The 14,738-nt window shown below is 71.7% G+C and carries 11 protein-coding genes; 5 read left to right on the top strand and 6 right to left on the bottom strand.

Annotation, left to right across the window (positions count from 1 at the left end):
- From ACFQ4O_RS09045 to ACFQ4O_RS09035, 3 genes are all read left to right on the top strand, one after another.
- The coding region (locus ACFQ4O_RS09045; protein ID WP_378775371.1) for a tetratricopeptide repeat protein at positions 1–443 on the top strand (443 nt) is incomplete at its 5' end.
- 133 nt (positions 444–576) lie between these two features.
- Positions 577–1,929 carry an LLM class flavin-dependent oxidoreductase gene (locus tag ACFQ4O_RS09040; RefSeq protein WP_378775370.1) on the top strand — a complete coding sequence of 451 codons (1,353 nt, stop codon included), beginning with the start codon at positions 577–579 and terminating at the stop codon, positions 1,927–1,929.
- Positions 1,930–1,957: 28 nt separating this feature from the next.
- Positions 1,958–3,169 carry an acyl-CoA dehydrogenase gene (locus ACFQ4O_RS09035; RefSeq protein ID WP_378775369.1) on the top strand — a complete coding sequence of 404 codons (1,212 nt, stop codon included), beginning with the start codon at positions 1,958–1,960 and terminating at the stop codon, positions 3,167–3,169.
- Positions 3,170–3,279: 110 nt separating this feature from the next.
- Here ACFQ4O_RS09035 and ACFQ4O_RS09030 read toward each other — a convergent pair whose 3' ends face one another.
- From ACFQ4O_RS09030 to ACFQ4O_RS09005, 6 genes are all read right to left on the bottom strand, one after another.
- Positions 3,280–4,053, bottom strand: a complete 774-nt coding sequence (locus ACFQ4O_RS09030; RefSeq protein ID WP_378775368.1) for an ABC transporter permease — start codon at positions 4,051–4,053, stop codon at positions 3,280–3,282.
- Entirely contained in the window at positions 4,050–5,252 is a 1,203-nt protein-coding gene (locus ACFQ4O_RS09025) for an ABC transporter substrate-binding protein (protein WP_378775367.1), read from the bottom strand. The genes ACFQ4O_RS09030 and ACFQ4O_RS09025 overlap by 4 nt, the downstream gene beginning before the upstream one ends.
- An 11-nt stretch (positions 5,253–5,263) precedes the next feature.
- Positions 5,264–6,031: an ABC transporter ATP-binding protein gene (locus tag ACFQ4O_RS09020; RefSeq protein ID WP_378775366.1), complete on the bottom strand. Its 768-nt coding sequence runs from the start codon at positions 6,029–6,031 to the stop codon at positions 5,264–5,266.
- Entirely contained in the window at positions 6,028–7,116 is a 1,089-nt protein-coding gene (locus ACFQ4O_RS09015) for an acyl-CoA dehydrogenase family protein (RefSeq protein WP_378775365.1), read from the bottom strand. Before ACFQ4O_RS09015 ends, ACFQ4O_RS09020 begins: the two co-directional genes overlap by 4 nt.
- Positions 7,117–7,135: 19 nt before the next feature.
- Positions 7,136–7,708 carry a carboxymuconolactone decarboxylase family protein gene (locus ACFQ4O_RS09010; protein ID WP_378775364.1) on the bottom strand — a complete coding sequence of 191 codons (573 nt, stop codon included), beginning with the start codon at positions 7,706–7,708 and terminating at the stop codon, positions 7,136–7,138.
- 89 nt (positions 7,709–7,797) lie between these two features.
- The gene (locus ACFQ4O_RS09005; protein WP_378775363.1) at positions 7,798–8,247 is read right to left on the bottom strand and encodes an RrF2 family transcriptional regulator; all 450 of its coding nucleotides are present in this window, start codon (positions 8,245–8,247) and stop codon (positions 7,798–7,800) included.
- Between the two features lie 354 nt (positions 8,248–8,601).
- On the opposite strand from ACFQ4O_RS09005, the gene ACFQ4O_RS09000 reads away from it, so the two are divergent.
- Together ACFQ4O_RS09000 and ACFQ4O_RS08995 are read left to right on the top strand one after the other, a co-directional pair.
- The gene (locus ACFQ4O_RS09000; RefSeq protein WP_378775362.1) at positions 8,602–14,097 is read left to right on the top strand and encodes a glutamate synthase-related protein; all 5,496 of its coding nucleotides are present in this window, start codon (positions 8,602–8,604) and stop codon (positions 14,095–14,097) included.
- 47 nt (positions 14,098–14,144) lie between these two features.
- Positions 14,145–14,738: flavodoxin domain-containing protein (locus tag ACFQ4O_RS08995; protein WP_378775361.1), on the top strand; the 594-nt coding region annotated here is incomplete at its 3' end.

Genomic DNA, 14,738 nt, shown 5'->3' with positions numbered 1-14,738 from the left:
CGGCGGCCTGCGCCGCGCTGCTTCTCGCCGTCGTGACGGCGCGGGGCGCCGACACCGCGCCCGCGACCGACCTGCCGGACCTCGCGGCGGTGCGCGCCGAAATCTACGCCGGCGAGTTCGAGCCCGCCGCCGCGCGTCTGCTCGAACTCACCAAGACCGTTCGCCACGCCGACGTCTACAACCTGCTCGGCTACGCGCTGCGCAACCTGAAGCGCTACGACGAGGCGGCGCGCTGGTACAAGGAGGCGCTGTTCTACGATCCGTCGCACCGGCCGGCGCTCGAATATCAGGGCGAGCTGTTCATCGCGGTGGGCGATTTCGCCCGCGCCGAGAACAACCTGAAGCTGCTCCGGCTGCTGTGCCATCCGGACGGCTGTCCGGAAACCACGAAGCTCGAAGCCGCGCTGCGCTCCGCCGGGCGGCCGGTTCCGCCAGCCTCCTGAGGCGCTCCACAGCCTCTCTTCACAAAGTATATAATTTAGATAGAAAATATGTGAGCGCGCCGCTAGCCTGACCTCCATGTCCGGCGGGCGACCGCCGCACGTGCATCGACCGCAGCAGGGAGGCGCGACCGCCATGGCCAAGCGCTCAGGACATCTCAGTCTCAACGCGTTCCACTACATCTCGGGTCATCATGTGGCCGCCTGGCGCCGGCCCGAGGCCTCCGTGGACGACCGCATCGAGGATTACGTCGCCTTCGCCAAGCTCGCCGAGTCGGCCAAGTTCGACGCGGTGTTCCTCGCCGACAGCGTGGACGTGCGGCTGCTCAATCCGGAAGGCGCGGCGCGCAAGGCCCACACCGGCGCCACGCTGTTCGAGCCGCTGACGCTGCTGTCCGCGCTGTCGGCGCACACCAGCCGCATCGGCCTGATCGCCACCGCCTCCACCACCTTCAGCGACCCCTACAATCTGGCGCGGCAGTTCCTCTCGCTCGATCATCTCAGCGGCGGCCGGGGCGGCTGGAACCTCGTCACCTCCAACGATCCCGAGGCGGCGCTGAACTTCGGCCACGCCAAGCCGGTGCCCCACGCCGAGCGCTACGCCCGCGCGGAGGAGTTCGTGGACGTGGTGCTCGGGCTCTGGGACTCGTTCGAGGACGGCGCCTTCGTGCGCGACCGGGCGAGCGGCGTCTATTTCGACCTCGACAAGGCCCACGCGCTCGACCATCAGGGCGCGCATTTCCGGGTCAAGGGGCCGCTCAACGCCCCGCGCAGCCCCCAGGGGCGGCCCGTGGTGGTGCAGGCCGGCTCCTCCGAGCCCGGCAAGGAGCTCGCGGCCCGGACCGCCGAGGTCATCTTCACCGCGCAGCAGACGCTGGCGGAAGCGCAGGCGTTCTACGCCGACGTGAAGGGCCGGCTGGCGAAATACGGCCGCGGGCCGGACGAGCTGAAGATCCTGCCGGGCGCCTTCATCGTCACCGGCGAAACCGAATCCGAGGCGCAGGAGAAGTTCGAGCAGCTGCAAAGCCTCGTGCATCCGGACGTGGGGCTGGAGCTGCTGCGGGTGCAACTCGGCGTCGACCTGCGCGGCTACGATCTCGACGGCCCGATTCCCGATCTGCCGGAGACGACCGGCGGCAAGGGGCGGCAGGCGCTGGTGGCGGCGCTGGCGCGGCGGGAGAACCTGTCGATCCGCGATCTCTACCTGCGCATCGCCGGCGCCCGCGGCCACTGGCAGCTGGTGGGCACGGGCGCGCAGATCGCGGACCAGCTCGAGGAGCGCTTCGTCGAATACGGCGCCGATGGCTTCAACGTCATGGCGCCGGTCATCCCGGGCGGCCTTCAGGACGTGATCGACCACGTGCTGCCGGAGCTGCGCCGGCGCGGCCTGTTCCGCACCGAGTATGAGGGGCGCACCCTGCGGGAGAATCTCGGCCTGACGCGCCCGGAAAACCGCTTCGCCGCCCGGACCGCGGTGGCGGCCGAGTGAGCGCGGCGCAGATGTTCAGGAGGCGCGCATGACCGCGGCCAAGCTTCACGCCGTCCCGTCCGCGGGCGCGGACGACCTTGACGCGCTGATCGCCCATGTGGCCGAAGGCGCGGCCGATCGCGACCGGGACCGGGTGATGCCGTTCGACCTGTTCGACCGCATCCGCGCGTCCCGTCTCGGCGCGCTGCGGCTGCCGAAGGCGGAAGGCGGCCGGGGCGCCTCGTTCCGGGAGCTGCTGGAGGTGGTGATCCGGCTCGCGGCCGCCGATCCGAACGTGGCGCACGCGCTCCGCAACCATTTCACCTTCGTGGAGCGGCACGCCCGCGCGCGCACCGCCCCGAACCGGGAGAAGTGGGCCGCGGTTGTGGCGTCCGGCGCGCTGTTCGGCCTCGCCAACACCGAGCTGTCGAGCCCCGCGATCGGCGGCGGCGGCTTCCAGACCACGCTTACCCCCGAGGGCGAGGGCTGGCGGCTCGACGGCGTGAAATATTACTCCACCGGCACGATCTTCGCCGACCATGTGCTGGTGCGCGCGGCCGGCCCCGAGGGGCGTTCGGCCTCCGCCATCGTGCCGACGATCCGCGAGGGCGTGGAGATCGTGGACGACTGGGACGGCGCCGGGCAGCGGCTCACCGGCTCGGGCACCACCTATTTCCGCAACGTGCGGGCGGAGCCGGACGAGGTCGTGTTCGACACGCCGACCGTCGGCTACGGCTACGCCTATCACAACACGCTGGCGCAGCTCATCGTCACCGGCGTGGTGGCGGGCGTGCTGCGCAACGTGCTCAGCGACGCGGTGGCGCTGCTGACGTCGCGCAAGGACCGGCATTTCTACTACGCGTCGGCGACGAGCGCCGCTGACGATCCGCTGCTGCAGGAGATCGTGGGCGAAATCTCCGCCGCCTCCTTCGCGGCCGACGCGACGGTGCTCGCCGCCGCCGACACGCTGGAAGAGGTGGCGGAGATCCGCGACCAGGGGCTCGCCGGCGTGGAGGTCGCCCATCGCGCCGCCGAGGCGACGGCCAAGGCCAAGCTGGTGGTGGACGCGCTGACGCTGAAAAGCGCGAGCCGGCTGTTCGATGTGGGCGGCGCCTCGGCCACCAAGCGGACGAAGAATCTCGACCGCCACTGGCGCAACGCCCGCACGCTCGCGTCCCACAATCCGGGACCTCTGAAGGCCCGCGCGCTCGGCGCCTACGAGCTCACCGGCGAGCCGCTGCCGGCGCTCGGGTTCTTCTGAAGCGTCAGCCGCCCGGCGCATGCCGGGCGTCTACGACGTGAACGCGCAAGCCCTGATCCCGAAAAAGCGTGGGCGCCCCGCAAGGCGCCCACGCGGCGTTCCGGCTCCCTTCACCCCTCCGGGGCGAAGCGGCGGTGGGCGGTGCGGGCGGCGGCGTCCAGCAGGAAGCCGATCACGCCGATCACCACCACCGTCGCCATCAGCTCCGGGTAGGCGAGGCGGTCGCGGGTGTCGAGGATGAAGTAGCCGAGGCCGGCGGAGACACCGAGCATCTCGCACGGCACCAGCACGATCCACGACACGCCGATGGCGAGCCGCAGGCCCGTCAGAACATGGGCGGCGACGCCCGGCAGGATCACCCGCCGCAGCGTCTCGAACCGGGTGGCGGCGAGGCTTTCCGCCAGCAGCAGCCAGCGCCGGTCGAGCTGGCGCACGCCCGCGGCGGTGTTGAGCAGGATCGGCCACACGGCGGCGAAGAACAGCAGGAAGTGGATCGGCGCGTCGCCGACGCCGAAGGCCATTACCGCGATCGGCATGAAGGACAGCGGCGAGATCATGCGCAGGAACTGGAACGCCGGCGTGGTGGCTGCCTCGAGCCGCCGGCTCGCGCCGATGGCGAGGCCGAGCGGCACGCCGACCGCGAGCGCCGCCGCCAGACCGAAGGCGATCCGGCGCAGGCTGGTCCAGACATGGAGCGGCAGGTCCCGACCCGCCAGCAGCTCCGCGAGGCTCGCGAAGGTGGGGCCGGGCGCGAACAGGCGCGCGAACGAGCCCGGCGCCGGCGCGACCGTGGTGGCGAGCCACCACAGCGCGACCACCGCCGCGAGCCCCGCAAGCCCGAGCGCCGCGTTTCCAGCGGCGCGGGCGGCAGGCCGTGACGTCACGCCGAGATGGTCTCGGTGCGGGTGAAGCTCTCCGGCAAGCCGAAGGCGGCGAGCCCGCCCGCCTCCTGCACCGCCTTGCGCACGAAGCTGTCGTCCACCAGGTCCCGGGCCGCGAAGGCGGGGTCGAGATCGGCGAGGAAGCGGTTGTCGCCCTCGATCGCGGTGTCCTTCAGCCGGCGCACCAGCTCCTCGGTGTAGCTCGGGAACGGATAGGGCTGGAAGTCGATGCGGCGCTCGCGCCAGTCCGGGTTCTTAATGGCGCCGGAGGCCACATAGGCCGCGGCGTCGCTCTCGGCCGGCGACAGCACCTTCTCCAGCACCGCCTTGGCGTGGGGCGTGTAGCGGTTGTCGCCGTCCTTGGAGAGCAGGGCGGCGGTCTCCGCCCGGTTGTCGCGGGTCCAGAGCTGCGCCTTCACCATGGCGTTGACCACCTTCTGCGACCATTCCGGCCGCTCGGCGAGGTCGCGCTCCTGCATGAACACCACGCAGCAGGCGTGGTCCTTCCACACGTCGCCGGTGAAGCGCAGCACCTTGCCGACGCCGAGCGCCTCGGCGGCTGCGTTGAACGGCTCGGCCACGATGTAGCCCGCGATCTGCTTGGAGGCGAGCGCCGGCACCATGTCGGACGGCGCCATGATCACGAGCTGCACCTCGTTCGGGCCGGGGGCGCCGGTCTTCTTGGTGACGGGCGTGAGGCCGTTCTCCTTCAGCAGCGCCTGCAGCACCACGTTGTGGATCGAGTACCAGAACGGCACCGCCACCGTCTTGCCGCCGAGCTGCTTCACGTCCGTGATGTCGGGCCCGACCGTCACGCCCGAGCCGCCGGTGTGGTTCCAGGCCACCACCTTCGCCGGCGCCTTCGAGCCGTAGCGCGCCCAGATGGTGATGGGCGACAGCAGGTGCACCACGTTGACCTGGCCGGCGATGAAGGCCTCCACGATCTGGGCCCAGCTGCGGAACAGCACCGGCTTCTCGGCCTTCAGCCCTTCCTTGTCGAAGAAGCCCTTGCCATGCGCGACCAGCAGCGGGGTCGCGTCCGTGATCGGGAGATAGCCGATCTTCACCGGCTGGTCGGCGCCGGCCGCGTCCTGGGCGCGGGCCTCCGCGGCGCGCAGCAGGGGCGCCGCGCCGGCGGCGGTGAACAGGCCGGCGAGCTTCACCGCGTCGCGGCGGGAGAACACGAAATCGTCGGTCGGCATGGCGGGTCTCTTCAGTGCGGGCGGAGGGCGGCGCGCAGCGCCGTGAGGATTTCGACGCGCAGCGCGCCAAGCTCGGCGAGCGCGTCGTCGCGGGGATGGGCGAGGTCGACGCGCCACGCGCCGATGGCCTGCGCCGGCCGTCCGCCGAGCAGCACCACCCGGTCGGCGACGCCGAGCGCCTCGTCGATGTCGTGGGTGATCAGAACCGCTGCGGTCTTGTGGTCGGCCACGATCTTCAGCAGCAGGCGCTGCATGTCGGCGCGGGTCACCTCGTCCAGCGCGCCGAACGGCTCGTCCAGCAGCAGCAGGTCCGGCCGACGGGCGAGGCAGCGGGCGAGCGCGGTGCGCTGGGCCATGCCGCCGGACAGCTCCGCCGGCTTCAGGCGCCGCGCCGCCTCGAGCCCGACCTTGGCGAAGGCGGCTTCCACCGGCGCCTGCCGGTCGGCGCGGGCGCGCCGGGGCTGGCGTTTGAAGTCGAGGCCGAAGGCCACGTTGTCCTCCAGCGACAGCCAGGGCAGCAGGCTCGGGTCCTGAAACGCCATGGCGACGCGGGGATGGGGCGCCTTGAGAGGCGCGCCCGCGGCGGAGACGACACCCTCGCTCGGGGCCTGAAGCCCCGCCAGCACACGGAGCAGGCTCGACTTGCCGACGCCGCTCGGCCCCAGCACCGCCACCACCTCGCCCGACGCCACGCTCAGGTCGAAGCCGCGCAGAACGGGCGCCGGCGCGCCCGGATAGCGGATGGCGACGTTGCGCGCCTCCAGCGCCGGCGCGCTCATGCGGCGCGGCCCGCGGGCGCGCCCTGCGCGGCGAGCGCGGCCTTGAGCTGCACGAGGCTCGGCGTGATCACGGGCAGGAACGCCGCCTCGCGCCAGCGCCGGGCGAAGCCTTCGCCGGGGCCGGTGAGGTAGCACTTGCCGCCGCTCGCCTGCAGTTCGAGCCCGACCGCGTCGTTGGCGACCTCCGCCAGCGCGATGCGGATGCGGAACAGATCGGCCGGCCTCGCCACGAAAGCCGCGTCCGCGAGGCCCTTTCGCAGGGCGTCGGTCGCCGCCTGAAGGCGCACGGCCGCGTCGTCCAGCTCGGTCCCAAGCGCATGCCGCCCGGCGCCCGCGGCCTCCCGCGCCTCGGCGAGCGCGCGCCGGGCGAGGCCGATGGACATGCCAATCTGGAATCCGAGAAAGGCGGGCCGCACCTTCGGGCACCAGTCCAGCGCGTCGGAGGCGATCACCTCGTCGGCGCCGATCGCCACGTCGTCGAGCTTGAGCGCGGCGGTGCTGGTGGAGCGCAGCGCGATCAGGTCGAGGTCGGGGGAGCGCGTCACGCCCGCCCGGTCATACGCGACGGAGGCGACGAAGGGGCGCCCGTCCGGCCCCGCGACGGCCGCCGCCACATGGAAGCCCTCGGCCCGGAGGTTGGTGACCCAGGGCAGCTTGCCGTCGAGCCGCAGGCCGTCGCCGTCGGCGCGCGCGCTCACCTGAAGCTCCTCGAGGCCGGCCAGGAACTTCATCGCGTTGGAGAGGCCGGTGGCGCCGGCGATCCGCCCGTCGAGCAGGTCCGGCAGCAGGCGGTCGCGCAGGGCCGCGTTCGGGCTCTGGAGCAGATACTCGATGAAGGCGCGGTGGCCCCAGAACACGAAGCCCGCCGCGAGCGAGCGCTCGGACACGGCGGCGATCGCCTCCACCACGTCCGCGGCCGTCCCGCCCGCGCCGCCGAGCCCTTCGGGCGCGCCGATGCGGAACAGGTCCGCGGCGGCGAGCCGGGGCAGCAGGTCGCCGGGCGCCACGGCGCCCGTGTCGAGGCCGGCGGCCGCCTGATCGAGCCAGCTGGTGAGGGGGGCGGGAAGGGGCGCGGTGAGCGTCATGGCGATCAGCCTCCCGCCGTCATTCCGCCGCCGCGGCCTGCGGGCCGTCCCAGCGATAGGCTTCGAGCTGGGGGTTGAGCGGCGGCTGGCCGAGATTGTTGGCGAAGTTGCACAGGGTGGCGAGGCTGACGCCCAGCACCACCTCCAGCGCCGCCTGGTCGTCGAAGCCGGCGGCCTTGAAGGCGGCGAGCTCGGCGTCGGACACGCGTCCGCGGGTGGCGATCACCGCGCTGGTGAAGGCCTGCACCGCGTCGAAACGGGCGTCGCCGGTGGGCCGCAGCGTGCGCAGCGCCTCGACCTTGTCCGCGTCGAGCCCGGCCTTCTTGAACGCGACCGCCGTGTGCCCGGCGACGCAGAAGCCGCAGCCGTGGGTGGCGGCGGCGGTGAGCTGCACCACCTCGCGCTCGGCGAGCGGGAGCGAGGCGCGGCCGTTCAGGCCGCCGACCGTCAGATAGGTCTCGAGCGCCACCGGCGCGTTGGCGAGCACGCCCAGCAGGTTCGGCAGGAAGCCGTTGGCCTTTTCGGCCGACGCGAGGAACGGCCGGGCGGCTTCGGGGGCGTCTTCGATCGTGCGGAGTGGCAGACGGGACATGGACGAACCCTTTCATGCGTGGTGTCGAGGCCGCCCGCCGCGCGTCGGCGGCGCCTCTTCGGGGCCGGACGACGCTCCGGCCTCCGGCGTCAGATCTGATAGACGAAGCTCGCCATCCCGTCCCCGCCCAGATCGCGCATCTCCGTGAGCGAGCGGCGGTCGAGCACGTCGGCGATCGCCTCCCGCACGTCGAGCATCATCATCCGGACCTCGCAGCGGTGGATGTCCTGGCAGTCCTGGCACGGCGCGTAGGCCGAGCGGCTGGCGCAGGGCAGGGGCGCGAGCGGGCCGTCGAGGGTGCGCACGATCTCGCCGACGCTGATCTCGTCGGAGGGGCGCGCGAGCATGTAGCCGCCGAGCCGCCCCTTCTTGCTGGAGAGCAGGCCGGCGTTGCGGAGATCGCCGAGGATCGCGTCGAGGAACTTCTTCGGGATGCCGTTGCGCACGGCGATGTCGGCCACGAAGGTCGAGCGCCCCGGCGGCAGCGTCGCCAGATCGATCATGGCCTTCAGGCCATATTTGGCTTTCTTCGTCAGCATGGGAGACTCGGACCGGCGGGGCGCGACGTGCGGCGCGGAGAATCGCTCGCCGACCGGCGCGAATGAATAAATATATAGATTGAATAGACTTAATGGTCAAGGCGAGGTCGGCGCCGCCCGCCTCCTCGACGTTCGGATGGCGCCGCCCACCGCGTTCTGCGGGCCGAGCCTGATCGTCATAGGCTCGACGACTGTTCTTCACATTGTTCCAAATGCAATATTGTGCGCCGATATTGAACATCGGCGACGATGGCGCTAAGCGACCTTCCTGTCCCGCAGATGTCGCTGTTTTTAAGTCTTATAAACGGCGGCTTCGCAGGGTCGTGGCCCCTCGCGAATTCAGGTCAGACGCCGTTGTCCGCTGCCGAGACTTGCCGTCTTTTCGACGACGCCGAAGAACGTTCGAGCTGCGGCGTCGGCTTCATCACCCGCAAGGACGGCGTCCAGAGCCACGATGTGCTGGCGAAGGCGCATGAGGCGCTGTGCGCCGTGCCCCACCGCGGGGGCATGTCCGCGGAGGGCGTGGGCGACGGCGCGGGCGTGTGCGTGGATCTCTCGCTCGCCTTCTTTCGCGGCCTGACCGGTCGCGCCGACCTGACGCCCGGCCGCTTCGGCGTCGGCAACGTGTTCCTGCCGCGCGATCCGGCCGAGCACGCCCGCGCCGGCCGCATCATCGAGGCGGCGCTCGCCGACGAGGGCATGGCGGTGCTGCTCACGCGCGACGTCCCGGTCGATCCGGGCGTGCTGCGCCCGGCCGCGGTGCGCCGCCAGCTTCCGATCCGGCAGTGGGTGTTCGCGGCGCCCGAAAGCGCGCCGGACCTCGCGGCCTTCGACCGCGCCATCAACCGCGCCCTGCTGGTGATCGAGGCCGACGCCTATTCCGGCCCGGCGCTGAAGGGGTTCTATCCGCTGTCGTTCTCCGCCCGCACGCAGGTGCTGAAGGGTCGGCTGAACTCCAACGAGGTGCTGCCTTACTTCCGCGACCTGACGGACCCGGCCCACGCGGTCCACACCCTGTTCTTCCACACCCGCTTCTCCACCAACACCGATCCGCGCACCTCCATGGCGCAGCCGTTCCGGCTGATGGCCCACAACGGCGAGCTGAACACCGACAAGAAGAACCGCCTGTCGGAGGCCGCCATCGCCCGCGCCCGCAACGGCCGCATCGTCTCGCCGGAAGGCCAGTCGGACTCCTGCCGCCTCGACCAGACGCTGCAGAGCCGCGTGATGGAGGACGGGCTCGACCTCGTCACCGCGGTGGTCTCCATGATGCCGCCCGCCTGGGAGAACGACGCGACGCTGTCGCCGCAGGTGCGGGCGATGTTCGAGTATTTCTCGCTCTACGAGGAGAAGAACGACGGTCCGGCCGCGCTCGTCTTCGGCGACGGCGAGATCATCGGCGCCCGGCTCGACCGGCTCGGCCTGCGCCCGCTGCGCTCGGTGGAGACGGCGGACTATCTCTGCGTCATGTCGGAGGCCGGCCAGATCCGCTTCCCGGCCGAGACCGTGCTGCGCCGCGGCCGCATCGAGGCCGGCGGCATGCTGTACTGGGACCATCGGGAGAAGCGGTCCTACGGCACCGCCGACGCGCTGGAGAAGCTCGCCGCGGCCCGCGACTACCCGACGCTGCTGGCGCAGGCCCGCGTCACGCTCGAGTCCCTGCCGGACATTCCCGCGGAGGCCCAAGGATCGCCGCTGCGCTACAACGGCGATCTGGAGCGCCACGGGCGTTACGTCGCCTATTCGCACAATCAGGAGAGCTTCAAGTTCCTGATGGACCCGATGCTGCAGACCGGGGCCGAGAAGATCGCGGCCATGGGCTACGGCCTCGCCATCAACGCCCTGTCCGATCAGGAGGGCGGCGTCGCGAAGTACTTCTCCCAGCGGTTCGCGCAGGTGACCAACCCGCCGCTGGACAGCTTGCGCGAGGCGGACGGCATGACGCTGCGCGTCGCGCTCGGCGCCAAGCCCAACATCGGCGCGCCCTCCGCGCCCCAGATCGTGATCCGCTCGCCCGTCCTCAGCCATCTCGACATGCTGAAGATCCGCGAGCAGGGCGCGACCCCCAAGCAGCGCTTCGAGATCCTCTATTCTCCCGTGTTCGGTGATCCCGCCGGCGCCGGCCGCGCCATCGAGGCGGCGATCGAGGCGGTGTGCGATCAGGTCGAGGCCTTCGCGCGGGAGAAGGGCGGGATCGCGGTTCTGACCGACCGGCACGTGGCGCGCGACCGCGCGGCGCTGCCGCTGATCATCGTGATCTCGGCCGTGAACCAGCGCCTGATCGAGCAGGGGCTTCGCCTGCGCGTCTCGCTGATCGCGGAGAGCGGGCAGATCGCCTCCTCGCACCATGTGGCGACCGCGCTCGGCTTCGGCGCCTCGGCGGTCTATCCGCTCGGCGTGCAGTTCCGCGCCGAGGAGAAGTTTGGCGCCGACGCCGACAAGGCCTTCAAGCGCTTCGCCAAGGCGGCGGAGAAGTCGCTGATGAAGACCATGGGCAAGGTCGGCCTCTGCACCGCCGAGAGCTACATCGGCGGCGAGTTCTTCGAGCCCAACTTCCTCGACACCAATGACGGGCCGCTGAAGCGCTGGTTCCCGAACGTGCGGACGCCGGTCGGCGGCGTGACCTTCGAGGTCATCGCCCAGGCCGCCGCCGACTGGCACCGCAAGGCGCTGGAGGTGCGCGGCGAGGACGACATCCCGCTGCTCGGCCTGTTCAAGGAGCGGGCGGAGGGCGCCGGCCACTCCTTCGGCGTCGCCGCCGTGCGCGGCTTCGTGGACATGACCGAGGAGCCGATCGCCTTCGACGGCGAGGACGAGGCCGGCGTGGACGCCGATGGCCTGCGGCTGCTGCCGCTGACGCGCCTCGCCGACGCCTTCGGGCTCGACGAGGAGGCCTACAAGCGCACCAGCTTCGAGCGCCGCACGCCGGCGGAGATCGACGCCTTCCGCGTCACGCCCGGCTACCGCGCCTTCAGCCGCATGATGGCGGAGGAGCGCATGCGCCGCCCGGCCGCGCTGCGCGACGTGCTGGCGCTGCCCGCGGACGTGACCTTCCTCACCCATGCGGAGGATTTCCGCCGGGAGCTCGGCCGTTTCGCGCGCTTCGGCAATGTGAGCTTCCTCGCCCGCGGCCTGACCTGCGAGCGGACCGGCGAGGACGCGTTCCGGCTCGATCTCACCGGCCCGCTCGGCGCCGATCCAGGGCGGCTCGCAGCCCTCGGCCAGTCGCTGCTGCAGCGGTTCAGAGCGGACATCCTCGGCCACTGGGTCGAAGGCGGACGGCTGGCGCTGAAGGCCAAGGGCGAGGCGTTGGCGTGGCTGTCGCTGCTGCAAAGCGCGCCGGACAGCGTTCCGCTCGAGGAGGTGCAGCCGGCGCACGAGATCACGGCGGCGCTGACCTCCGGCGCCATGAGCCACGGCGCGCTGAACGCCCCCGCGCACGAGGCGGTGGCGCACGGGACGAACATGGTCGGCGGCCTGTCGAACTCCGGCGAGGGCGGCGAGCACATGTCGCGCTACGGCACCATCCGGGCCTCGCGCATCAAGCAGCTTGCGTCCGGCCGCTTCGGCGTCTGGGCCGGCTATCTGGCCGATCCGATGCTGGAGGAGCTGGAGATCAAGATCGGGCAGGGCGCCAAGCCCGGCGAAGGCGGCCAGTTGCCTGCGGCCAAGGTGACGGTGGAGATCGCGGCGGCCCGCGGCGGCACGCCCGGCGTCGAGCTGGTCTCGCCGCCGCCGCACCACGACACCTATTCGATCGAGGACCTCGCGCAGCTCATCCACGACTGCAAGGCGGCGCGGGTGCGGGTGATCGTGAAGCTGGTGTCGTCGGAGGGCGTCGGCGTCATCGCGGTCGGCGTGGCGAAGGCCGGCGCGGACGTCATCAACATCGCCGGCGCCACCGGCGGCACGGGCGCGGCGGCGGTCACGAGCCTGAAATACACCGGCCGCGCGGCGGAGATCGGCGTCGCGGAGGTGCATCAGGCGCTCGCCGCCAACGGGCTGCGGAGCAAGGTCACGCTGCGCTGCTCGGGCGCGCACCAGACCGCGAGCGACGTGGTGAAGTCCGCGCTGCTCGGCGGCGACAGTTTCGAGTTCGGCACCACCGCGCTGATGATGCTGAAATGCGTCATGGCCAAGAACTGCAACGTGAAGTGCCCGGCTGGCCTGACCACCAATTCCGAGCTGTTCGACGGCGATCCGCGCGCGCTGGCGCAGTATCTGATGAACATCGCCCACGAGACGCGGGAGATACTGGCGGCGCTCGGCCTGCGGTCGCTGCGCGAGGCGCGGGGCCGCGCCGACCTGCTGCATCTGCTCGACCATCCGGCGAGCGTCGGCCGGCTCGACCTGCGCGCCATGCTGACGCCGGCGGACGAGGTGATCGTGGACGCGCCGGTCTACATGGAGGCCGAATACGAGCTCGACGACGCCTGGAGCGTCGCCGTGGAGCAGGCCTTCGTCTCAGAGCGGCGGGCCGAACTGGCGCTTGAGGCCGGACGCCGCATCGGCAACCGGGACAAGAGCGTGGGCGGGCGGCTCGGCGTCGACATCGAGCGCCTGCTCAACCACACGCTCGCGCCAGAGATCGCCCGCGCGCTGCCGGCGGTGCTGGAGGACGATCGCGGCCGGCGCTACCTGCGCCCCGGCGCGCTCACCGTCTCCACCTGGGGCTCGGCCGGCCAGTCCTACGGCGCGTTCTGCAACGACGGCATGGCCATGCGCCATGTGGGCGTGTGCAACGACGGCGTCGGCAAGGGCCAGTCCGGCGGCGTGATCGCGGTGACGAGCCCCGGCGGCGGCTCGGACGAGGCCGGCGGCAACGTGCTGGTCGGCAACTTCGCGCTGTTCGGCGCCACCGGCGGCCGGACCTTCATCGAGGGGCAGGCGGGCGACCGCTTCGCCGTGCGCAACTCCGGCGCGACCGCCGTGGTCGAGGGCGTCGGCGACTTCGCCTGCGAGTACATGACCAACGGCGCGGTGCTGAACCTCGGAGCCTTCGGCAAGGGCTTCGGCAACGGCATGAGCGGCGGCTTCGTCTACCAGTACGATCCCTATGGCGACCTCGCCGCCAAGGCGAGCCACGACTCGATCCTGCTGTTCCCGGTGACCGACCCGAACGCCGGCTTCCACGCCGACGCGGTGCGGCTGATGCTGGACTGGCACCTCGCGGAAACGGGCTCCGCCAAGGCCCGCTGGCTGCTGGAGAACTGGGAGACCGAGCGCTCCAACTTCGTCTACGGCCTGCCGACCGCGCTGCTTCAGTATCAGGACGCGGGCGCCATCCTGAAGGCGAAGCCCCGCAAGGACCTGCTGGAGGAGATGAGCCTCGCCGCCGCCTCCTGGCAGGTGCGCAAGTTCAAGCTGGCCTATCGCGACGGCCGCGCCGTCGCGGGCGGTCTCGTCCCGTCCGAGGGCGAGTCCGGCGCCGAGGCCGGGTTGCGGCTGCTGAACGAATACGCCGTGCTGGCGCTCGCCCAGCAGCTCGCCGTGTCCCGCCTGCCGGGCGTGACCGACGTGGCCCATCCGGCGGTCGCCGGCGCGGTGCGCAAGCTGCTGCTCACGGAGGATTTCGCGCTGATGCAGAAGATCCAGCGCCACGCCCGGGAGGCGCTGTCCGCCTATGGCGACGAGGCGCTCGCCGCGCTGGTGGCCGACAAGCGGCTCTCCGACTACCGGGCCGCGCTCAGCCTGCGCAACGTGCTCTCCATGGACAGCCCCGGCGTCTACGGCTGGATCCTCCAGCAGAGCGCGCAGAACCGCGCCGCGCTCGGCCGCCTGCCGAGCTACGAGGAGCTGTTCGCCCGCGCCTCGGTGCGGGACGTCGCCGCCTTCGCCGGCCGGTCCTGACGCCAAAGCCCGCCGCTCGTTTCTCTCTCGCCGATCCGGTCGCACAGATGTCCATTCCGCACATTCCCGACGACGCGCCCTTCTCCGGCGAGCAGCGCGTGTGGCTCTCGGGCTTCCTCGCCGGGCTGAACTCCCGCCTGCTGGAGAGCGCGGCGCCGGTGGGGGGCGCTTCGGTCGCGGCCTCCGCCGAGGCGGCCGGCGCGCCGCTGCTGGTGCTCTACGGCACCCAGACCGGCAACGCCGAGGCGGTGGCGAACGACGCCGCCGCGAAAGCGCGGACGCTCGGCTTCGCGCCCGAGGTGCTCGGCCTCGACGACGTGGACATGGCGCGGATCGCGGGCGCGGAGCGGGCGCTCATCGTCTGCTCCACCTATGGCGAGGGCGAGATGCCCGACAACGCCCACCTGTTCTGGAAGGCGCTGTCGGCGGAGACCGCGCCGCGGCTCGAGGGCCTGAGCTTCTCGGTGCTGGCGCTGGGCGACACCGGCTATGACGGCTTCTGCCAGGCCGGCAAGCTGATCGACACGCGGCTGGAGCAGCTCGGCGCCCGGCGCGTCGCCGCGCGGGTGGACTGCGACGTGGATTTCGAGGCGCCCGCCGCGGGCTGGATCGACGAGGCGGCGGCGGCGCTGCCGCGCGGC

This window comes from Methylopila musalis (assembly GCF_042679725.1).
Classification (GTDB): domain Bacteria; phylum Pseudomonadota; class Alphaproteobacteria; order Rhizobiales; family Methylopilaceae; genus Methylopila; species Methylopila musalis.
The sequence above is the reverse complement of the archived record's forward strand: the minus strand, read 5'-3'. Positions and strand labels throughout refer to the sequence as shown.

What these genes read in the sequence shown, in the direction of transcription:
- ACFQ4O_RS09025 (WP_378775367.1), bottom strand. Translation starts at nt 5,252, where the DNA reads ATGCCGACCGACGATTTCGTGTTCTCCCGCCGCGACGCGGTGAAGCTC.
- ACFQ4O_RS09020 (WP_378775366.1), bottom strand. Translation starts at nt 6,031, where the DNA reads ATGAGCGCGCCGGCGCTGGAGGCGCGCAACGTCGCCATCCGCTATCCG.
- ACFQ4O_RS09010 (WP_378775364.1), bottom strand. Translation starts at nt 7,708, where the DNA reads ATGTCCCGTCTGCCACTCCGCACGATCGAAGACGCCCCCGAAGCCGCC.
- ACFQ4O_RS09040 (WP_378775370.1), top strand. Translation starts at nt 577, where the DNA reads ATGGCCAAGCGCTCAGGACATCTCAGTCTCAACGCGTTCCACTACATC.
- ACFQ4O_RS09035 (WP_378775369.1), top strand. Translation starts at nt 1,958, where the DNA reads ATGACCGCGGCCAAGCTTCACGCCGTCCCGTCCGCGGGCGCGGACGAC.
- ACFQ4O_RS09015 (WP_378775365.1), bottom strand. Translation starts at nt 7,116, where the DNA reads ATGACGCTCACCGCGCCCCTTCCCGCCCCCCTCACCAGCTGGCTCGAT.
- ACFQ4O_RS09005 (WP_378775363.1), bottom strand. Translation starts at nt 8,247, where the DNA reads ATGCTGACGAAGAAAGCCAAATATGGCCTGAAGGCCATGATCGATCTG.